Origin of the sequence: uncultured Tateyamaria sp. (assembly GCF_947488715.1) — a bacterium.
GTDB lineage: Bacteria > Pseudomonadota > Alphaproteobacteria > Rhodobacterales > Rhodobacteraceae > Tateyamaria.
Map to the genome: position 1 here is coordinate 137,914 of NZ_CANLAG010000002.1, position 17,269 is coordinate 155,182.

Annotated in this window: 17 protein-coding genes; 7 read left to right on the forward strand and 10 right to left on the reverse strand. The window is 60.0% G+C overall.

From position 1 onward, the window contains the following. Positions 1-204: 204 nt before the first annotated feature. On the reverse strand, positions 205-831 hold the full coding sequence (locus tag Q0936_RS04960; RefSeq protein WP_299140451.1) for a J domain-containing protein: 627 nt from the start codon (positions 829-831) through the stop codon (positions 205-207). A 73-nt stretch (positions 832-904) separates the two neighbouring features. On the opposite strand from Q0936_RS04960, the gene Q0936_RS04965 reads away from it, so the two are divergent. Beyond that, positions 905-1,162, forward strand: coding sequence for a BolA family protein (locus Q0936_RS04965; RefSeq protein ID WP_299293429.1), 258 nt, complete (start codon positions 905-907; stop codon positions 1,160-1,162). Between the two features lie 5 nt (positions 1,163-1,167). Here the strand turns inward: Q0936_RS04965 and Q0936_RS04970 are convergent, their stop codons facing one another. Together Q0936_RS04970 and Q0936_RS04975 are read right to left on the reverse strand one after the other, a co-directional pair. Further along, on the reverse strand, positions 1,168-1,680 hold the full coding sequence (locus Q0936_RS04970; RefSeq protein WP_299293377.1) for a DUF4177 domain-containing protein: 513 nt from the start codon (positions 1,678-1,680) through the stop codon (positions 1,168-1,170). Positions 1,681-1,749: 69 nt separating this feature from the next. Further along, positions 1,750-2,223: a thioesterase family protein gene (locus Q0936_RS04975; protein WP_299293380.1), complete on the reverse strand. Its 474-nt coding sequence runs from the start codon at positions 2,221-2,223 to the stop codon at positions 1,750-1,752. Between the two features lie 79 nt (positions 2,224-2,302). On the opposite strand from Q0936_RS04975, the gene Q0936_RS04980 reads away from it, so the two are divergent. After that, entirely contained in the window at positions 2,303-3,487 is a 1,185-nt protein-coding gene (locus Q0936_RS04980) for a class I SAM-dependent methyltransferase (protein WP_299293383.1), read from the forward strand. A gap of 55 nt (positions 3,488-3,542) precedes the next feature. Here the strand turns inward: Q0936_RS04980 and gatB are convergent, their stop codons facing one another. After that, positions 3,543-5,054 carry an Asp-tRNA(Asn)/Glu-tRNA(Gln) amidotransferase subunit GatB gene (gatB, locus tag Q0936_RS04985; RefSeq protein ID WP_299293386.1) on the reverse strand — a complete coding sequence of 504 codons (1,512 nt, stop codon included), beginning with the start codon at positions 5,052-5,054 and terminating at the stop codon, positions 3,543-3,545. A gap of 122 nt (positions 5,055-5,176) precedes the next feature. Here gatB and Q0936_RS04990 point away from each other — a divergent pair, with 122 nt between their 5' ends. After that, the gene (locus tag Q0936_RS04990) at positions 5,177-5,659 is read left to right on the forward strand and encodes a hypothetical protein (RefSeq protein ID WP_299293389.1); all 483 of its coding nucleotides are present in this window, start codon (positions 5,177-5,179) and stop codon (positions 5,657-5,659) included. A gap of 11 nt (positions 5,660-5,670) precedes the next feature. On the opposite strand, the gene Q0936_RS04995 is transcribed toward Q0936_RS04990, so the two are convergent. Next, on the reverse strand, positions 5,671-6,837 hold the full coding sequence (locus Q0936_RS04995; protein ID WP_299293392.1) for a hypothetical protein: 1,167 nt from the start codon (positions 6,835-6,837) through the stop codon (positions 5,671-5,673). A gap of 392 nt (positions 6,838-7,229) precedes the next feature. On the opposite strand from Q0936_RS04995, the gene Q0936_RS05000 reads away from it, so the two are divergent. Further along, entirely contained in the window at positions 7,230-7,877 is a 648-nt protein-coding gene (locus Q0936_RS05000) for a transglycosylase SLT domain-containing protein (RefSeq protein ID WP_366864467.1), read from the forward strand. Positions 7,878-7,884: 7 nt separating this feature from the next. Here Q0936_RS05000 and Q0936_RS05005 read toward each other — a convergent pair whose 3' ends face one another. Genes Q0936_RS05005 through pepN form a run of 5 tightly spaced genes read right to left on the reverse strand, consistent with a single transcriptional unit; the run spans position 7,885 to position 13,106 of the window. Further along, a complete protein-coding gene (locus tag Q0936_RS05005) occupies positions 7,885-8,787 on the reverse strand; it encodes an alpha/beta hydrolase (RefSeq protein WP_299293398.1) in 903 nt (300 codons plus the stop codon). Positions 8,788-8,791: 4 nt separating this feature from the next. Continuing rightward, positions 8,792-9,223, reverse strand: coding sequence for a hypothetical protein (locus tag Q0936_RS05010; protein WP_299293401.1), 432 nt, complete (start codon positions 9,221-9,223; stop codon positions 8,792-8,794). A 5-nt stretch (positions 9,224-9,228) separates the two neighbouring features. Beyond that, positions 9,229-9,972: an SDR family oxidoreductase gene (locus Q0936_RS05015; protein ID WP_299293404.1), complete on the reverse strand. Its 744-nt coding sequence runs from the start codon at positions 9,970-9,972 to the stop codon at positions 9,229-9,231. Positions 9,973-9,994: 22 nt separating this feature from the next. Next, entirely contained in the window at positions 9,995-10,510 is a 516-nt protein-coding gene (locus Q0936_RS05020) for a DUF1993 family protein (protein WP_299293406.1), read from the reverse strand. A gap of 49 nt (positions 10,511-10,559) precedes the next feature. Further along, complete coding sequence (gene pepN / locus Q0936_RS05025; RefSeq protein ID WP_299293409.1) at positions 10,560-13,106, reverse strand: aminopeptidase N; 2,547 nt, start codon at positions 13,104-13,106, stop codon at positions 10,560-10,562. A 173-nt stretch (positions 13,107-13,279) separates the two neighbouring features. Here pepN and Q0936_RS05030 point away from each other — a divergent pair, with 173 nt between their 5' ends. The 3 genes from Q0936_RS05030 to Q0936_RS05040 all read left to right on the forward strand — a co-directional run bounded on the left by Q0936_RS05030 (position 13,280) and on the right by Q0936_RS05040 (position 17,250). Further along, positions 13,280-14,803, forward strand: a complete 1,524-nt coding sequence (locus Q0936_RS05030; RefSeq protein WP_299293412.1) for an FAD-binding domain-containing protein — start codon at positions 13,280-13,282, stop codon at positions 14,801-14,803. Next, positions 14,803-14,952 carry a DUF2256 domain-containing protein gene (locus Q0936_RS05035; RefSeq protein ID WP_299293415.1) on the forward strand — a complete coding sequence of 50 codons (150 nt, stop codon included), beginning with the start codon at positions 14,803-14,805 and terminating at the stop codon, positions 14,950-14,952. Before Q0936_RS05030 ends, Q0936_RS05035 begins: the two co-directional genes overlap by 1 nt. 144 nt (positions 14,953-15,096) lie before the next feature. Further along, positions 15,097-17,250 carry a malate synthase G gene (locus Q0936_RS05040; RefSeq protein WP_299293418.1) on the forward strand — a complete coding sequence of 718 codons (2,154 nt, stop codon included), beginning with the start codon at positions 15,097-15,099 and terminating at the stop codon, positions 17,248-17,250. Positions 17,251-17,269 lie beyond the last annotated feature (19 nt).

Consider the following 17,269-nt stretch of genomic DNA (forward strand, 5'->3'; position numbering starts at 1 on the left):
CGCGGCAAAGGGCAAGGGGAAGGGGCCACAGTCATCGTCAAAAATACAGATGACCGACCGTTAAGTCCCCGGATTTATTGCGCCCTCTACCAATGATGCCAGATCAAAAAAATCCTAGTCCACCTGTGGCGGAAGTCTGGCCAGACCCGGCAGATCTGTTCGATGGGTCGGGTGCAAACGTAGTTCCGCCAGACCCCGGTTACCTTACTTAAAGTTGCGGCTGTCCTTGATCTGATCCCAGGCCCAGACAACCTCTTGCAGTTGCTCTTCCTGGCTGCGGTCGCCACCGTTCATGTCAGGGTGCAACACTTTGATGAGCTTTTTGTACGCCTTGCGCACGTCGGCCTTGCTGTCGTCGGCCTTCGCCTCGAGGATTTCGATTGCGCGCTTTTCGGTGGGCGGCAGACGCCGCGCCGCTGCATTGCCACCGCGGCCCGGGTTCTGTGTCGCGTTTTTGCCAAGCACCTGGTGCGGGTCCTCAATGCCAAGCCGCGCCCAGGCGCGCGCCTCGGGATCAGTCATGGGTTTGGTCGCACGCTCCCAGACTTTGTCCTTGGATTGTTGCGCGTTGATCTCCGCTTCGGTTGTACCGTCAAAGAAATTCCACTTGAGATTGTATTCGCGCACGTGCTGCTGGCAGAACCAGAAGAAATCGTCGAGCACGTCGGGCGCCTTGGGCGCGCGGAACTTTCCAGCCTCTTGGCAACCGTCATGGTCGCAGATGCGGGTCGACGTTTCAGACGCTCCCGACATGCCCCGGCGACCGCGCGGATTCTTCTTTTTTGCCGACGAGACGGACATGTCAAAACCAAAGGGATCAGATTTGGGCATTCGGGGTCCTTTCCGACTCAGGCGCTCAAGTTTAGACTTGTGAGGCCAGGATTGAAGGGGTCTCGTGAAAAAAATGTCAGTACGGCAAGAAATCGAAGATAAGCTACATGAGGCTTTCGCACCGCGCGAGATCAAAGTTGTGGATGACAGCGCCAGCCATGCGGGTCATTCCGGGGCGCCAGCAGGGGGAGAGAGCCACTTCAACGTCATGCTGCGAACATCTGATTTTGAAGGAAAAAATCGTGTTGCTAGGCACCGAATGGTGCATGCCGCGCTTGGGGCGGATCTGATTGGCCGCATACACGCGCTGGCCCTTGATCTGGACGTATAGAGCCGTCAGCTCGTGTCTGTTTTGCTGCCGCGGGCGGACGCCAGATTTTTGAGCGATGCGGTCATGCCTGCCACTTCGCTGGTCTCTTCCACGCCGTTGTCCGGCAACATGTCCGTCGCGCCCTTTCCCGGGGTGAAAGCAGCGTCTGTTTCATCCACGGCCTCCGTGGTTTCGGGGGCGTTGTCTGTACCTTTATCGGGGCTTGTGTCTTGGGGCGGTTCAGCTTCGTCCGCAATGTCTTCGGGTGCTGGCAACAGCTCGGGCTCAAAGTCGTCCATGGCTGTGCTGATGACCCGTCGGAACACAAGAATATTGCGCCATTCGGTTGTGCTGCCGGTCAGACCGGTGCGCTCGGTCGAGGGCAGGGTTTCGGCGCGTTGATATTCCCAACCGTCCGCGCCCATGTCGTTCATCAGTGTTTCCAGAGCGTTTGCAAAGCGCGCCTCGGGGCCTTTGACACCGGGGGCTTTGACCCCTTTGGTGGGTGCAGGCACAACTTTGTATTCCCAACCTGACATGCGACACCTTTTGCTTGGATTGGCTGGCGTATAGCGCCCCTGCGCCGAGGTGAAAAGGCCGATGAGGACCTAGCGTCTGCGGATGCCGATGCTGGCGCCCATGCGGTCTGGGCGCGGTAGGCTGGCATGGTCCTGCGCCATCGCCCGCAGATTGTCCTGAATGGATTCGGGCATTGGAGCCACCCGGGGGCCTGATTGATCTACGTGCAGGGTCATCGCCTCGCCGCACGCCGCCAGCCAACCATCCTGGTGCCAGATTTCCTGATAGGAGTGGAACCGTTTTGCATCGTGATCGACCAACTGGAATGTCACTGTCACGGGGTCGTTGACGTGCAGTTCGCGCACATAGGTCAGGTGGAATTCTGCCGTGTAAGTCGTGTTCCCGGTCTTGGCGTGATAATCAGGGCCAAAGCCGAGGAGCGGATAGACTTGATCCGCCGCCTCGTCGAAAAGGACGTTGTAATACGCCATGTTGAGGTGTCCGTTGTAGTCGATCCATTCCGGTTTCACGGTCATGACGGAAGAGCGAAAAGGGACGGTCATTGGCGGCTCCTGGATTGTAGTCTTGGCCAAGCTAGGGCAGAGCAGAGCCAGAAGAAAGCGCCAGAGGGAGGGAGAAGCGATGTGCAGCGCGGATGTGCGGGCCCAATACGAGGCCTATCCTTACCCCGAGCGCAAACCCACGGATGAACGCAAACGGCTGGTGACAGGATCGCCGTCGCTGCCCGTGGAGATGGACCATTGGCTTTGGGGGGGCGCGCGCGATTGGTCACAGCCATTGCGGGTGTTGGTTGCGGGCGGTGGCACAGGTGATGCGCTGATCCAATTGGCGCAATTGCTGACGGATGCGGGTCGGCCCTATGACATCACCTATCTGGATCTGTCTCAGGCATCGCGCCAGATTGCCGAGAAACGGGCGAAGGTGCGCAAGCTGGACGGGATCACCTTTGTAACCGGGTCTCTGCTGGATGCAGCCAGTTATGGTCCGTTCGACTACATTGATTGTTGCGGTGTTCTGCACCATTTGCCCGACCCGCAAGCCGGGTTCGACGCCTTGGCGGCAGCGTTGGCGCCAAACGGTGGCATGGGCATTATGGTCTATGCCCCGCATGGTCGGTCTGGCGTCTATGCGTTGCAGAATGCATTCGGGCGCTTGTTTGAAGGCCTTGAGCCGCGCCAACGTCTCAAGCGGGCCAAGGCGGTGTACAAGGCATTGCCCGATGCGCATCCTTTCAAGCGCAATGTGCGCGTGGTTGATCACGAGCAGGGGGATGCGGGGTTTTACGACCTGCTCTTGCACAGTCAGGACCGGCCTTTCAGCATTACGGAATTGTCTAATGCTCTTGAGCGCGCAGGTCTGGAACTGGCGGGTACGCCGGAGCCGATGCTTTATGATCCGACGCCTTTGGTGGGCGATTGCGGTGCGATGCCCATGTTGGAGCGGATGCAGTTGGCCGAGGATTTGCGAGGCACGTTCAAAACACATGTGGTCTATGCGCGACATGCCGGTGGTGGTTTGGCACCGCCAATGGGCGCGCCAGATGCTGTACCGCATCTCAGAGGTGTTGACGCCGAGATGTTGGCGGCACATGTAGCCAAGATGGGCAACATAGCGATAGACACCGCCGGGTCCGCATTTTCATTTGATGTGACACCGGACGCGGCGACAGTGTTGCGCCGGGTAGACGGGCGCGTGTGCCTTGCAGAAATTGGTGCGGGTGTGGAGGCGTTTGACGATGTTTGGGCGCAAGTGGAGGCGGCACTGTGTGGTGCCGGTATGATGCACTATTCAAAGATATTGCTGTGACGCGGGACGGACGCTCTTTGCCTGTTGGCAAAGTCGCCCCGCCCGCCGTCCCGCACTAGCTGTTCAGCTTTTTCGCAACGATTTCGTTCACGGCCTTGGGGTTGGCCTTGCCGCCCGTCGCCTTCATCACCTGACCGACAAACCAACCCGCAAGTTTCGGGTTCTGCTTGGCCTTTTCAACCTGCGCCGGGTTGGCCGCGATGATCTCGTCTACCGCCGCCTCGATGGCGCCCGTATCAGTCACCTGTTTCATGCCTTTGGCCTCGACAATCTCAGCCGGATCTCCGCCTTCGGTGTAGATGATTTCGAACAGGTCCTTTGCGATTTTCCCGGAAATGTCGCCCTTTGCGATCAGGTCCACGATGCCGCCCAATTGGTCCGGTGACACTGGGCTGTCGGCAATGTCGCGATCGTCCTTTTTCAGGCGGCCAAACAATTCGTTGATGACCCAGTTCGCCGCCTGTTTGCCATCACGCCCCTGCGCAACCTTTTCAAAGAAGGTTGCGGTGTCGACTTCGGCTGTGAGCACTGATGCGTCATAGTCGGTCAGCCCAAATTCCGCGATGAACCGTGCCTTTTTGGCGTCGGGCAATTCCGGCAGGGTGTTTGCGATGTCGTCGACCCAGGCTTGTTCAATCTCCAGGGGGAGCAGGTCGGGATCCGGGAAATAGCGGTAGTCATGTGCCTCTTCCTTGGACCGCATGGAACGGGTTTCAACCTTGTCTGGATCATACAGACGGGTTTCCTGATCCACAGTCCCGCCAGCCTCGACAATTGCGATTTGGCGGCGCGCTTCGACATCGATGGCCTGTTGGATGAACCGCATGGAGTTCATGTTCTTGATTTCGCACCGTGTGCCGAGATGCGAGAAATCCTGTGTTTCCTGATACTTCTCATACTGACCAGGACGGCAGATGGACACGTTGACGTCCGCTCGCAGGTTGCCGTTTTGCATGTTGCCGTCACAGGTGCCGAGATAGCGCAGGATTTGGCGCAGCTTCGCGATATATGCGGCCGCTTCTTCGGGGCCACGGATGTCCGGGCGGCTGACGATCTCCATCAGGCAAACGCCTGTACGGTTCAAATCGACAAAGGACATGTTGGGGTCCATGTCGTGAATGGATTTGCCCGCGTCCTGTTCCATGTGGATGCGTTCGATGCGCACGAGCCGCGCGGTGCCATCCCCCATTTCGACCAGCACTTCGCCTTCGCCCACGATGGGATGATAGAGTTGCGAAATCTGGTAGCCTTGCGGCAGGTCGGGATAGAAATAGTTCTTGCGGTCAAAGGCCGAGCGCAGATTGATTTCCGCCTTCAGGCCCAGACCCGTGCGCACAGCCTGTTCGACGCAATATCCGTTGATCACGGGCAACATGCCGGGCATGGCCGCGTCGACAAAGGCGACGTTGGCGTTGGGTTCGTTGCCGAATTGCGTGGATGCGCCAGAGAACAGCTTGGCGTTCGAGCTGACCTGGGCGTGGACTTCCATCCCGATCACCAGTTCCCAGTCGTGTTTCGCCCCGGCGATCGTTTTGATTTTTGGGGTGTCGTAGGTCAGGTCCAGCATCGGTTGTGCCCCGGAATAAGTCTGTGATGGGTTTGGGAATAGATCAGCCCTTGGGGCGCTGCAAGAGGGCCGCGACGATTGGCACAGGTTCCGTCCTTTGCGTGATGTGCCAGGGTCGTTGCATGCAAGTGACAGAGACCTCGGTGCCGACAGGTACATTGATCGCCGACTACGCTGCGCGCGACGGCCATTATACCGATTGCTTTGAGGTGGCGTTGGACACGCCCGTGGATTTGGCGCGTTACATCTCTGCGTTCTACACGCAGCCGTTGTTTCGCGCCGAACGGTGGGTATTGCGTCTCTTGGCGCGCTCGCCTTCCACAGATGCAGATGTTGCAGCATTGGCTGATGGGACAGCGCAGTCATTTGCCGTTTGGGAGGTCGCAGGCCGGACTCAGACTGAGATATTGTTGCAGGCGAAAGACGGGCGGACGCTCTCATGGTTGCAGGCGGAGGCGGATTCGTTGCGGTTTGGTTCTGTTGTTGTACCTGTCCAGACACCGGGCGGGGCGCTCACGCTGGGGCCGGTTTTTCAGAGCCTCGTTGGCGCGCACAAGGTCTATTCTCGTGCCCTACTTGCGGGGGCCGCGCGCCGGGTGGCTTAGTTTGGGTGCTCCTACGCGACGAATGTCTCCGCGCCATTTTCTGTAAACACAACGCGTTTACCCGCGGCTAGTTCACGGCGGAAGAGATCGGCGAGATACCGCAATGCGTCTGCGTAACCGGATGCGGCAAAACGGTCGGGGCAACGGATGCGCAATGCGTTGTCGAACCCGCGTGCGGCATGAGCCCAAAGCATCGGATGCAGTTCGGTCAGATGTTCGCGCACCACCCATGCCGCCGCATCTGCGATTTGTGCGCGGATGTAGTCGGTTTCGTCGTCGCCGGTCTGGGTCGCACCCATCGTGTTCGCGCAATAGGCGGCAACCATGTTGACGGTATGCTGGTCTTGCGCATTGCGCAGGATGTCCGACAAGCCATCGAGAAAGAAGTCGAGGTCCAGACGGGCGCACGCCACAGGATCGCTCGAAATCGCATCGAACATCACCCAGGCATAAGCGCCAGAGCCCCAAACGTCGTGGGTGCGCCCAGCAGCGCGCCGCGCCTCAAGCTCAAGCCGGTCGTAGTCTCCGTGCCAACGCGGCAACATCTGTGCGCCAAATGTGCGGTAGGCACGTGCATTGCGGGGGTCCAGTTCAATCCATGCTTCGAAATTGCGAACGATCTGCCGCACCGGGCCGCCGCGTCCGGCTGACAGCGCACAGACAGCCGCCGCGAGCAGTGGCGAATGTTCTGTTGCGTCGCTGTGTTCGGACAGGATGTCGGCGGCCCGGTCGAAATGCGCGGCAAAGGCTTCGCGGTTGCGCGGTGGCACTTCGATGTCCCACCCCGTGCCGCGCCATGCCCAACCGATGTCAATGTGCGCCATGGCAACGATTGCAGCCAGCATCGGGTTTTCTGGATGCTCTGCCAAAACCTGCTCCAGCGCCTCAATCCCGGCCAGAAGCGGAGCGCCTTTTTCAGGGTGCCCTGAGACCAGCGCATGTTCTGCTGCACCAACAACATCGCCCCGCGCGCCAAAGGCCAGCAATTCGGCAATCGGCATCCCGCCCGGGGTTTTGGTGCGTGCCGCATCTGCGTCAGCGATCTCGCGGATGAGGACATCCCAGTCCTCTAGGCGGGCCAGCTTTTGACCGCGGGCCTGATGTTCGTCGCGTGCGCGTTCTTCGGCAGTTGGATCAGGGCAAGGGATGCTAAGTGCATTTTCCAGTGCCGTGGCCATTTGCCTGGGCGTTTTACGTTGTGGGGGGGCGGTTTGCAGAACGCCATCATGAGCCAATTCCAGCCGGGCGCCCCTAAGTGTTTCGCGAAAATGCGCCAGCGGCGCCAAGATGCGTTCTGCAAAAGCCATCATTAAAATCCGTCACCATTTACAAGACCCAATGTGACGCGGAAATGGGTCACAATCAGGGCAAGGGCGGGACATGATCGGGCAAAAGCAGCGTTGAATTTTTGCGATTTCGCGTATGGGTAACAACAATACGCGCCCTGCGGGAAGATTGTCGCCAAGTCGTTGGCCAAAGGGCGCTGCCGTTGTGTCTTGCTGGACAGTGGCAAATCACCGAGAGCATAATCAGCGCCATGACGCACTTATTTCGCATGTGGACGGGCTGTTTGATTCTGTTTTGCCTGACGGCGCATGTTGCACACGCCCAAGATCCATCCGTTGACTATGGCGGCCTGCGCCCGCCTGCACGGGATGGTAACGTCCCGCAATCACGGTGGACCCATCAACCGGGTCACATGGTCTGGAACCGGGCGGCTGTGTCTGCTCTCAAGACCCACGGTGCTGCGCTGGTTGATCTTGTGCCTGCTGACATCGCGGACTGGTGCCCGAACTATCCCAACGCGACTGACGCAGAACGCCGCGCGTTTTGGGTTGGCTTCATGTCAGCACTGGCAAAATACGAAAGCACGTACCGGCCAGAGGCGGTCGGCGGCGGTGGCAAATGGTATGGGCTCTTGCAGATCCTTCCGGCCACTGCGCGTGGTTACAAGTGCAATGTCGGGACCGGCGAGGCGCTCAAGAACGGCGCGGCCAATCTGAGCTGTGCCGTGCGCATCATGGCTGTGACCGTCCCACGCGACGGGGTCATCTATGGCCGGGGCGGGCGCGGTGTCGCAGCGGATTGGGGGCCGATGCGGTCAGCGCCGAAACGGGCAGATATGTCGCGTTGGCTCCGTCAGCGGCCCTATTGCAAGACGTTGGACGCCACACGGCCGTCATTGCGGCCCGAGGGTTTGAAACAGGTCACGCAATAGGTCGGTTTCACGGTGCGACCTGTTCGAAAAACGCGAACATATGGTCAAAGATCCGGGGCTGGGTGATCAGCAAAAGGTGCCCGTTGTTGTCATAGGACACGACCGTCGCAGGGCGCGGCAGACCTTCGGCAAAACGCACCACCGCACGCAGCGGAAACACCGGATCGCGCGCGCCATGAAACAGTACGATGTCGATGTCCTTCAGGCGCTCTGGCTCTGAGTTCGTCCATCCGATCAGCGCGCTGGCGTGGCTGCGCGCCAGTGCCGCGTCGGGGACCACGATCCGCGGTGCGTTGGCGGCTGTCAGGGTTTCGGCGCTTTTACGCACCGTGGCGGGTTGCCCATCCGGCGGGCCAAACAACAGAGTTTTGTAGTATTCCAACCAGATGTCGCGCCGGTTCAAGCTGCCGACACGCGCGGCGGCTGCGACGTTGCCTGCAAACCCGCGCACACCTGCCAGCGTTGGTTGCGGCGCGGGCAGGGCTGTCGATATGCCCGCAATTGTGCTGCGGACATCCGACTGGGACACGGCGAGTATTTTGGCCGCTTCGAGGTTGATGGCATTCCCGGTCGAAAAACCCACGAAATAGACCTGTTCAAACTCATGGTGAGCTACGAAATCAGTGAGCGTTGTGGCCGCACGCTCAATGTCGACCCGGCCAGAACGCGCGCGCCCGTCGAGGCCCGGCAAACGGTAGTAGACCACCGCACGGTCCGGCGATGCGAACCTGTCCAGATCGCGCAACACGGAGATGGATGTCAGTGCGCCCGGTGTCGCGATCACGACGCTGCGCGCGGATGCGACAGCCTGCGCGTCAAAGACAATCGGTGTTTCATCTGATGATGGATCAATTGGTGCAACGCAGCCACTCAGCACGAACGACAAAACCAGCAGTAAAGCCGCGCGCATGGACCTAACCCAGCAGCGAAAAGTGATGGCGTTGGACCGTGATCCCGCGATCGGTCAGGACCTGCTCGAATGTGTCAGCCGGTGGCGTACATTCCAGAGGCAGACGGATACGCTTGCCCGACGTCAGGACTGCGCTCGCGCGCACAGAAAAGTCCAACCTTGTGTCCAGCCGCATGTGGCTGATGCGCTCCCATGTGATGTCGCCTGTTCTGCGTCCCGCGAACCAGCTGAGACCGCTGGACGCAAGTGCGACACCCGAGCGGCGGGCCGCCGCAACATCGTAGATGGCGGGCAGGGTGCACAGTGCAAAGAGCCCCATCAGCCAAAGCGCGGCGTCAAAGGCGATCACCGCCGTCACAATCCCCGCCCAAACCAACCCAAGCGCAAACACAGTGCCGCGATTGCGCCCGGTGGATTCGTATCGGTAGGGCGTCATCGCGCCTAGCGCCCGCCAGTCACGTCGAGGGTTGAGCCGGTGATATAGCTGGCGTCTGGCGAGGCGAGCCAAAGGATTGCGCGAGCGACTTCTTCGGCAGAGCCTTCGCGCTTCATCGGCACCATGTGGGCAAGGCGTTGCGCGCGTCCGGGCTCGCCGCCTTTGGCGTGCAATTCCGTGTCAATCAGGCCGGGGCGTATCGACATGACACGGATATTGTCCCCGGCGACCTCATCAGACAGCCCCTTGGTAAAGGTGTCGATGGCGGCTTTGGACGCGGCATAGTCGATATACTGGTTCCCAGACCCCAGACGTGCAGCGGCGGAAGAAATGTTGATGATCGCACCCCCATTGCCCTGGGACTGCATCCGCAACACGGCTTCTTTGGCAACCAGCATGGCGCCGATGACGTTCACATTCATCATCCTTGTAAGACGTGCGTGATCCATATCAGTCAGCTTGGCCGTCTGGTCCACGATGCCCGCGTTGTTGATCAGCACATCCAGACGTCCGAATTGGTCATCTACAGTCTTGTAGATGGCTGTGATGTCTTCCGGGTTGGCAACGTCGCCCTGGACCAGCACCGCGCGCCCGCCCGCTTTTTCGATAGCGGCCCGTGCGGCTGCGGCACCTTCGGCGTTGCTGCGATAGGTGAGAACAAAGTCATAGGTTGCGGCGGCGAGCCGCGCACAGGCTGCGCCGATACCTGCGGATGCGCCAGTGATCATGCAAACGGGACGTTCAGACATGGGCTTTGGGCCTTTCTATTGGTCAATTCATCGGGCTGTCAGAGACAAGAGACGTGCGTGGGTCGTAAACATGGAAGCCATCCAGATCCCCCTTGCCAACGCGAGCGCCCGCATGGCGCAAGCTGGCATAACCAAGGGCCAGATGGAATTGCGCATTGGGCAAAGCATAGAGCAATGCAAAATCCCGCGCGGTTTGCGTCAGGGTCGTCTCGCCTGCTGTATGCGTGATCTGGCGTTCTTCGGCGCGGTCAAAGGCGCTGGCCGGGATTTCGTCCAGCAAGAAACGCATGTCATGCGCCAGGGCCAGAACTGCACCGGGATCAGTATCAAACGGCAGGTCTGGCACATCGTCTCCCATAAGCGGCATCACGGTGCGCACCACATACCCAAGTGCAACGCAAAAATGTTCGGCCGCGTTGAAACTGTCCGGTGCGAGGCGCGCATTCAACTGTGCCGGATCGTCCAGACATGCCAACAGGCGCGGCACCGAGTCGGTCAACCGTTTCAACGGCGGTATCGTGGCATCGTAGAGCGTCATGTTGGACATCTTGCAAACTCAAAGCCGGGTGATGTTCATGCCTTTGCGGTCACGCTTCACGGATGCGCGTGATCATTTCCGTGGTGTCACGGCTCAGGTTCGGGGTCGAGGCGATGCGCTCCAGCTCTTTGCCAATCATGGATTGGCGAATAGCATCGTAGCGCCGCCAGGTCTGGAACGCGGCACACATCCGCGCGGTTGTTTGCGGGTTGACCGGGTCCAACCGGATCAGCCAGTCCGCCAGCATGGTATAGCCGGATCCGTCGCGAGCGTGGAACCCGGCGTGATGCCCGGCCAAGGCGCCCAGAGTGGCGCGAAAGCGGTTGGGGTTCTTCCAGTTGAAATCGGCGTGACCGGTCAGCGCCTTGGCCGTATCGGCCGCATCGTCGGGTTTGGCTTCCATCACCTGCAGGCCAAACCACTTGTCCATCACCAGCCGGTCCGACTTCCACTGCGCTTCGAATTGGGCCAGTGCCGCATCGCCGCGCCCGGCGCGGATCAAGTTCGCCAAGGCGGCGAGCTGTTGGGTCATGTTGGTCGCTGAATCGAATTGAGCCTGCGCCGCGTCCCCGTTGTCGAGCCGTGTCAACAGTGACAACACAACATTGCCCATGGAGCGCATGCCCGACTGCTCCGCGTCGGGGGCATAGGGCGCATCAACCTGATGGCGCGCGTAAAGACCGGGCAGGGCATCCGCCAGCGTTTCGGCCAGGGCTTGCCTGTGGTCTTGACCGATCGCCCAAATCTGATCGGGGTCAGGCGTTGTGCCCATTTCGTGCAGGTCAGCCGCCAGTTGCGCCTGGCTTGGTAGTGCAAGGCAGTAGGCACGGTAGGCAGGATCCAAGCTGTCGTCGGTCAGGACCTTGGCGACACCTTCCAGCCAAGCCGTGTCCGGCGCGGCCTGTTTCGTCACCGCATTCAACAGAGATGCCCTGCCGAGGTTTCGACCCGCCTCCCACCGGTTGAACGGGTCGGTGTCATGCGCCAGCAAAAACGCATGATCAGGCGTGTGGTCCAAAACCACTGGCGCGGAAAACCCACGCAGGATTGATGGCACCGGGCGCGCCGTCAAACCTGGAAAGCTAAAGCTCTGCGTGTCTTTGGTCAGTTCCAGCACCTGCGTGGCCAAAACCTCTTTGCCATCCGGCCCCAACAAGCCCACGGCAATTGGGATCACCTGCGCCTGTGGTGCTGGCGTCGCGGCCGAGGGGGGCGTGGATTGGGTAAAGGTGAGGCTGTAGGTGCCGTCGTCTTTGTAGCTGTCGGTGACAGAGACCCGCGGCGTGCCGGCCTGACTGTACCACCGCTTGAACTGGGTCAGGTCGCGCCCTGTCGCGTCCTCGAACACCTGTAGCCAGTCCTCGATCGTAGCGGCATCCCCGTCGTGACGGTCAAAGTAGAGATCGAGCGCTGTTTTATACCCGTCGTCACCGACGAGGGTCTTCAGCATGCGGATCACCTCGGCGCCTTTTTCGTACACGGTCGCCGTGTAAAAGTTGTTGATCTCCTGAAAGCTCTCTGGCCGCACCGGGTGTGCGAGCGGTCCCTGGTCTTCGGTGAACTGCCGCCCACGAAGGTCGATCACGTCGGAAATGCGTTTGACCGGTTCTGATCGCATATCGGCGGTGAACTGGCTGTCGCGGAAAACTGTCAGCCCCTCCTTGAGGCACAGTTGGAACCAATCGCGGCAGGTGATCCGGTTTCCGGTCCAGTTGTGGAAATACTCGTGGGCGATGATCGCCTCGATCCGTTCGAAATTGCCGTCGGTCGATGTTTCGGGCGATGCAAGAACGGCAGAGGCGTTAAAGATGTTCAGCCCCTTGTTCTCCATCGCGCCCATGTTGAAATCGTCCACGGCGACGATGTTGAACACGTCCAGATCGTAGGCGCGGCCATAAACCTGTTCGTCCCAGGTCATCGATGCCTTCAACGCTTGCATGCCAAACGCGCATTTGCCCTCGTCTCCGGGGCGCACATAAAGAGCCAGGTCAACCTTGCGCCCGTCCATCGTGACAAAGTCGTCGCGATGCGCCACGAGTTCGCCAGCCACCAGTGCAAAGAGATAGGCGGGCTTGGGCCACGGATCGTGCCATTCGGCCCAACCGTCGCCTGCCGCGACTGGATTGCCATTGGACAACAGCGTGCCGTGTGGTCCGTTGATGCGCACGGTAAAGGTGCTCATGACGTCGGGCCGGTCGGGGTAATAGGTGATTTTGCGGAACCCTTCGGCTTCGCACTGGGTGCAATACATCCCGTTGGACAGGTACAACCCTTCCAGCGCAGTATTGGCGGCAGGATCAATCTGCACCTCTGCTTCCCAGGTGAATGGCATGTCTGGCACGTCCAGCGTCAAACCAGCCTCGGTCACGACAGGTTTCACCGCCTCACCATCAATCTTTGCCGACACGAGCGAGAGGTTTTCGCCGTGCAGGAAAAATGTCCGGTCCGTTGCCTTTGGGTTGGGTGCAAATTTGATGCGCGACGTTACCCGCGTCGCAGACGGCGCAAGGTCGAAGGTGAGGTGGACCTCTTCGACGGTGTAGCCGAACGGGGTGTATTCCCTGAGATAGATCGTTTGGGGGGATGCGTCGCGCATGGGATACCTGTGCCTGCTGAATATCGGGGAAGGGTAGAGCGGCGCTGCGGTGCCTGCAAGCAGGGTTGGCAGATCAGTGAACGGATGGTGAAGCGTCTGCCTCAAGCTGTCAAAGCCGCGGGCGTATGACATGAAGCGTTTGCCAAAAGCCGATCCGGTCTAGGTATGCGGATATGACGGCGATAGTTTGGTTCAAGCGCGACTTGCGCACGACAGATCACGGGGCTTTGGCCCGTGCGGCTTTTCAGGGCGATGTGATCCCGCTGTACGTCTTTGAGCCGGAATATTGGGCGGAACCCGACGTCTCGGGCAGGCAGTTTGACTTTGTGCGTGAAAGCGTGCGGGCGCTGGGCGATGACCTTGCCACGCTGGGTATGTCATTGGTGATCCGTGTGGGGCATGTGCCAGATGTCTTGAGTGATCTACAGGCCGAGACCGGCTTTCACACGCTATTCAGCCACGAAGAGACGGGCAGCGGATGGACCTACGCGCGAGACCGCGCAGTTGCCGGTTGGTGTGGCGCAAACGGTGTGACGTGGCACGAAGTGGCGCAGTCCGGGGTCGTCCGGCGTCTGAATGGTCGCGACGGGTGGGCGGCGCAGCGCAATGCGTATCTGCGACAGCCTCAGATTGTTGTGCCGGAACGTCTGACGGGGCCGGACCTTGCGTCCGACCCTGTTCCCGACCTGACGCAAGCCGACCATTGCCCGCACAGGCAAACTGGTGGCCGTCCGCAAGCGTTATCACTGTTGGGCTCTTTCCTGACAGAGCGTGGCCAGACGTATCGCAAGGATATGTCGTCGCCGGTGACGGGTGAACATGCCTGTTCGCGTCTGTCGCCCTATCTGGCGTTCGGTTGTCTGTCCGGTCGTGAGGCATCGCAGGCAACGGCTGCACGTCAACGCGAAGTCAAAGGCACACGCACCGGCTGGGGTGGGTCGCTCAAGAGCTTTCAGGCCAGATTGGCGTGGCGTGATCATTTCATGCAAAAGCTGGAGGATGAACCGGCGCTCGAACACAATTGCCTGCACCGAGCCTATGAAGGCTTGCGGCCTGCTGTACCGGATGCGGCAAGGCTCGCGGCGTGGCAGGCTGGAGAAACGGGCTTGCCATTTGTCGATGCTTGTATGCGATATTTGAATGCGACGGGATGGTTGAATTTCCGCATGCGTTCGATGGTGACTGCGGTCGCGTCCTATCACCTTTGGTTGGATTGGCGAGTCACGGGCCTGCATCTTGCGCGTCAGTTTACCGATTTCGAACCGGGTATTCACTGGCCGCAGGCGCAGATGCAGTCGGGCACGACCGGCATGAATACCATCCGGATCTACAACCCGGTGAAACAGGGCAAGGATCAGGATCCAACAGGCGTGTTCACGCGCCGTTGGTGCCCGGAATTGGCTGGGGTGCCGGATGCGCACCTTCAGGAACCTTGGCTGTGGGACGGCGCTGCGGGCCTTTTGGATCGGGGATATCCAGCGCCGGTCGTGGATGTCGCCGCTGCCGCACGTGAGGCACGCGACCGGGTTTGGGCCGTGCGACGTGGAACTGCCTTTAAGACCGAGGCTGCGCGCGTCGTGGACAAACATGCCAGCCGCAAAGACCCCCAAGGCCATTTTGTCGATGACCGCGCCGGACGACGCGGGCGCAAGACGTCGCCCGCCAAAGACACGCGCCAAATGGGTTTTGATTTCTAATGGGTCGCATGCGCAAGAAAGCTGACTTGCCGGAAAAGACATGCCCGGTGTGTCTGCGCCCGTTCACCTGGCGCAAGAAGTGGGCAAAGGTCTGGGATGAGGTCAAATACTGCTCAGACAAGTGCCGCCGCGCATCCAAGACAGGGTAATTTCCCAGTTTTTGCGTGCTCTTCACGCAAGGGTGACAGAATGATCGGCTTTTGGTAAAAGTTTTTGACCAATGATGTTTACGATAGGAAACTTTTTCTCTAGTCCTTCCGCCATCAAGGGAATCCAGGCCAGGAGGGCATCACATGTCGACATATGTGGAACGGGCAGAACTGCGGGTGGCGGACACGCTGGCGCAGTTTATCGAAGGGCAAGCGTTGCCCGGTACAGGTGTGGCAACTGCAGACTTCTGGGCCGGTTTTTCCGCATTGGTGCATGACCTCGGCCCCAAGAACCGCGCATTTCTGGCGGCACGCACAGATATCCAGACCAAACTGGACGCCTGGCATATGGCGCACCGCAGCGGCCCACATGACGCAGACGCATACCGCGCCTTTCTAGAAGAAATCGGGTATCTCGTGCCGGAAGGGCCTGATTTTGAAATTGAGACAGAGAATGTTGACCCAGAGATCGCCGTAACACCCGGCGCGCAATTGGTTGTGCCCATCATGAATGCACGGTTCGCGCTGAATGCGGCGAACGCCCGGTGGGGAAACCTCTATGATGCGCTTTATGGCACGGACGCGTTGGGCGATTTGCCGACGGGCAAGGGATACGACCCCGAACGCGGCGCGCGCGTGATTGCCTGGGCCAAGGATTTTCTGGACAATGCCGTGCCGCTGGACGGTGCCAAATGGGCCGATGTTGATCACCTCGGTGTTGCGGGTGACGCCCTCGACATGCGCATCGGCGACCGGGCTGTGTCGCTGGCCAACCCGGCGCAATACGCAGGCCACTCGGAACCCGAAGAGTGGGGCATGTTCCTGTTTCGCCACAACGGGCTCGGGATCGAAGTGCTGGTCAATCGCAACAACGAAATCGGCAGCACGGATCCCGCCGGGATCGCTGCGGTCAACCTCGAAGCCGCGCTGTCGACCATCATGGATTGCGAGGACAGCGTTGCCGCCGTCGATGCAGAGGACAAAGTGCTGGCCTATGGCAACTGGCTGGGCCTGATGAAAGGCGACCTCGAAGAGAGCTTTGAGAAGGGCGGCAAGACAATCACCCGCCGGATGTTTGGTGATTTCACCTATACGGGCCCTGATGGCGCGCCTTTCAACGTCAAAACGCGCAGCCTGATGCTGGTGCGCAATGTCGGCCACCTGATGACCAACCCCGCGATCCTCGACCGCGATGGTGCCGAAATTGGCGAGGGCCTGCTGGACGCGATGATCACGACGCTGATCGCGATGCACGATTTGCAGAAAACCGAAGGGCTGCGAAATTCGGTGACCGGGTCCGTCTATGTGGTCAAGCCCAAGATGCACGGCCCCGCCGAAGTTGCGTTCGCCGACGAGATATTTACGCGCGTGGAGAAAGTGCTCGGCCTGCCCGCGTACACTGTCAAACTGGGGATCATGGATGAGGAACGCAGGACATCTGCCAACCTAAAGGAGTGTATCCGCGCGGCCAAATCGCGTGTGGCGTTCATCAACACCGGCTTCCTCGACCGCACCGGTGACGAAATCCACACCAGTATGGAAGCGGGCCCGATGATCCCCAAAGGTGAGATGAAGGGGGCAGCCTGGATCGCCGCCTACGAGGATCGGAACGTGGATATCGGTCTGGCTTGCGGCCTCAAGGGGCGTGCGCAGATCGGCAAGGGCATGTGGGCCATGCCGGACCGGATGCAGGAGATGCTCGACGCCAAGGTCGGGCACCCACAGTCGGGTGCCACATGCGCATGGGTGCCGTCACCCACAGCGGCCACTCTCCACGCCACACACTATCACCAGGTCGATGTGCTGGCCCGTCAGGACGCACTGAAAGCGGGTGGCGCGCGCGGTACATTGGAAGATCTGTTGACGATCCCAGTCGCAACTGGCCGCAACTTTTCCGATGCGGAAATCACGCGTGAACTGGAAAACAATGCGCAGGGCATTCTGGGCTACGTCGTGCGCTGGGTGGATGCGGGCGTTGGCTGTTCCAAAGTGCCGGACATCAATGATGTTGGCCTGATGGAAGACCGCGCCACATGCCGCATCAGCGCGCAAGCCTTGGCCAACTGGCTGCACCATGACGTGGTGAGCGAGGCGCAGGTGACGGCGGCCCTCAAGAAGATGGCAGGGGTGGTGGACCGTCAAAACGCAAACGACCCGCATTACCGCCCAATGGCGCCTGGGTTTGACGGCGTGGCCTTTCAGGCGGCTTGCGATCTGGTGCTGAAAGGCCGCGAACAGCCGTCCGGCTATACTGAGCCGGTGCTGCACGCGCGCCGGTTGGAATTCAAAGCGGCGTAATCCAACGCATGTACTCAAG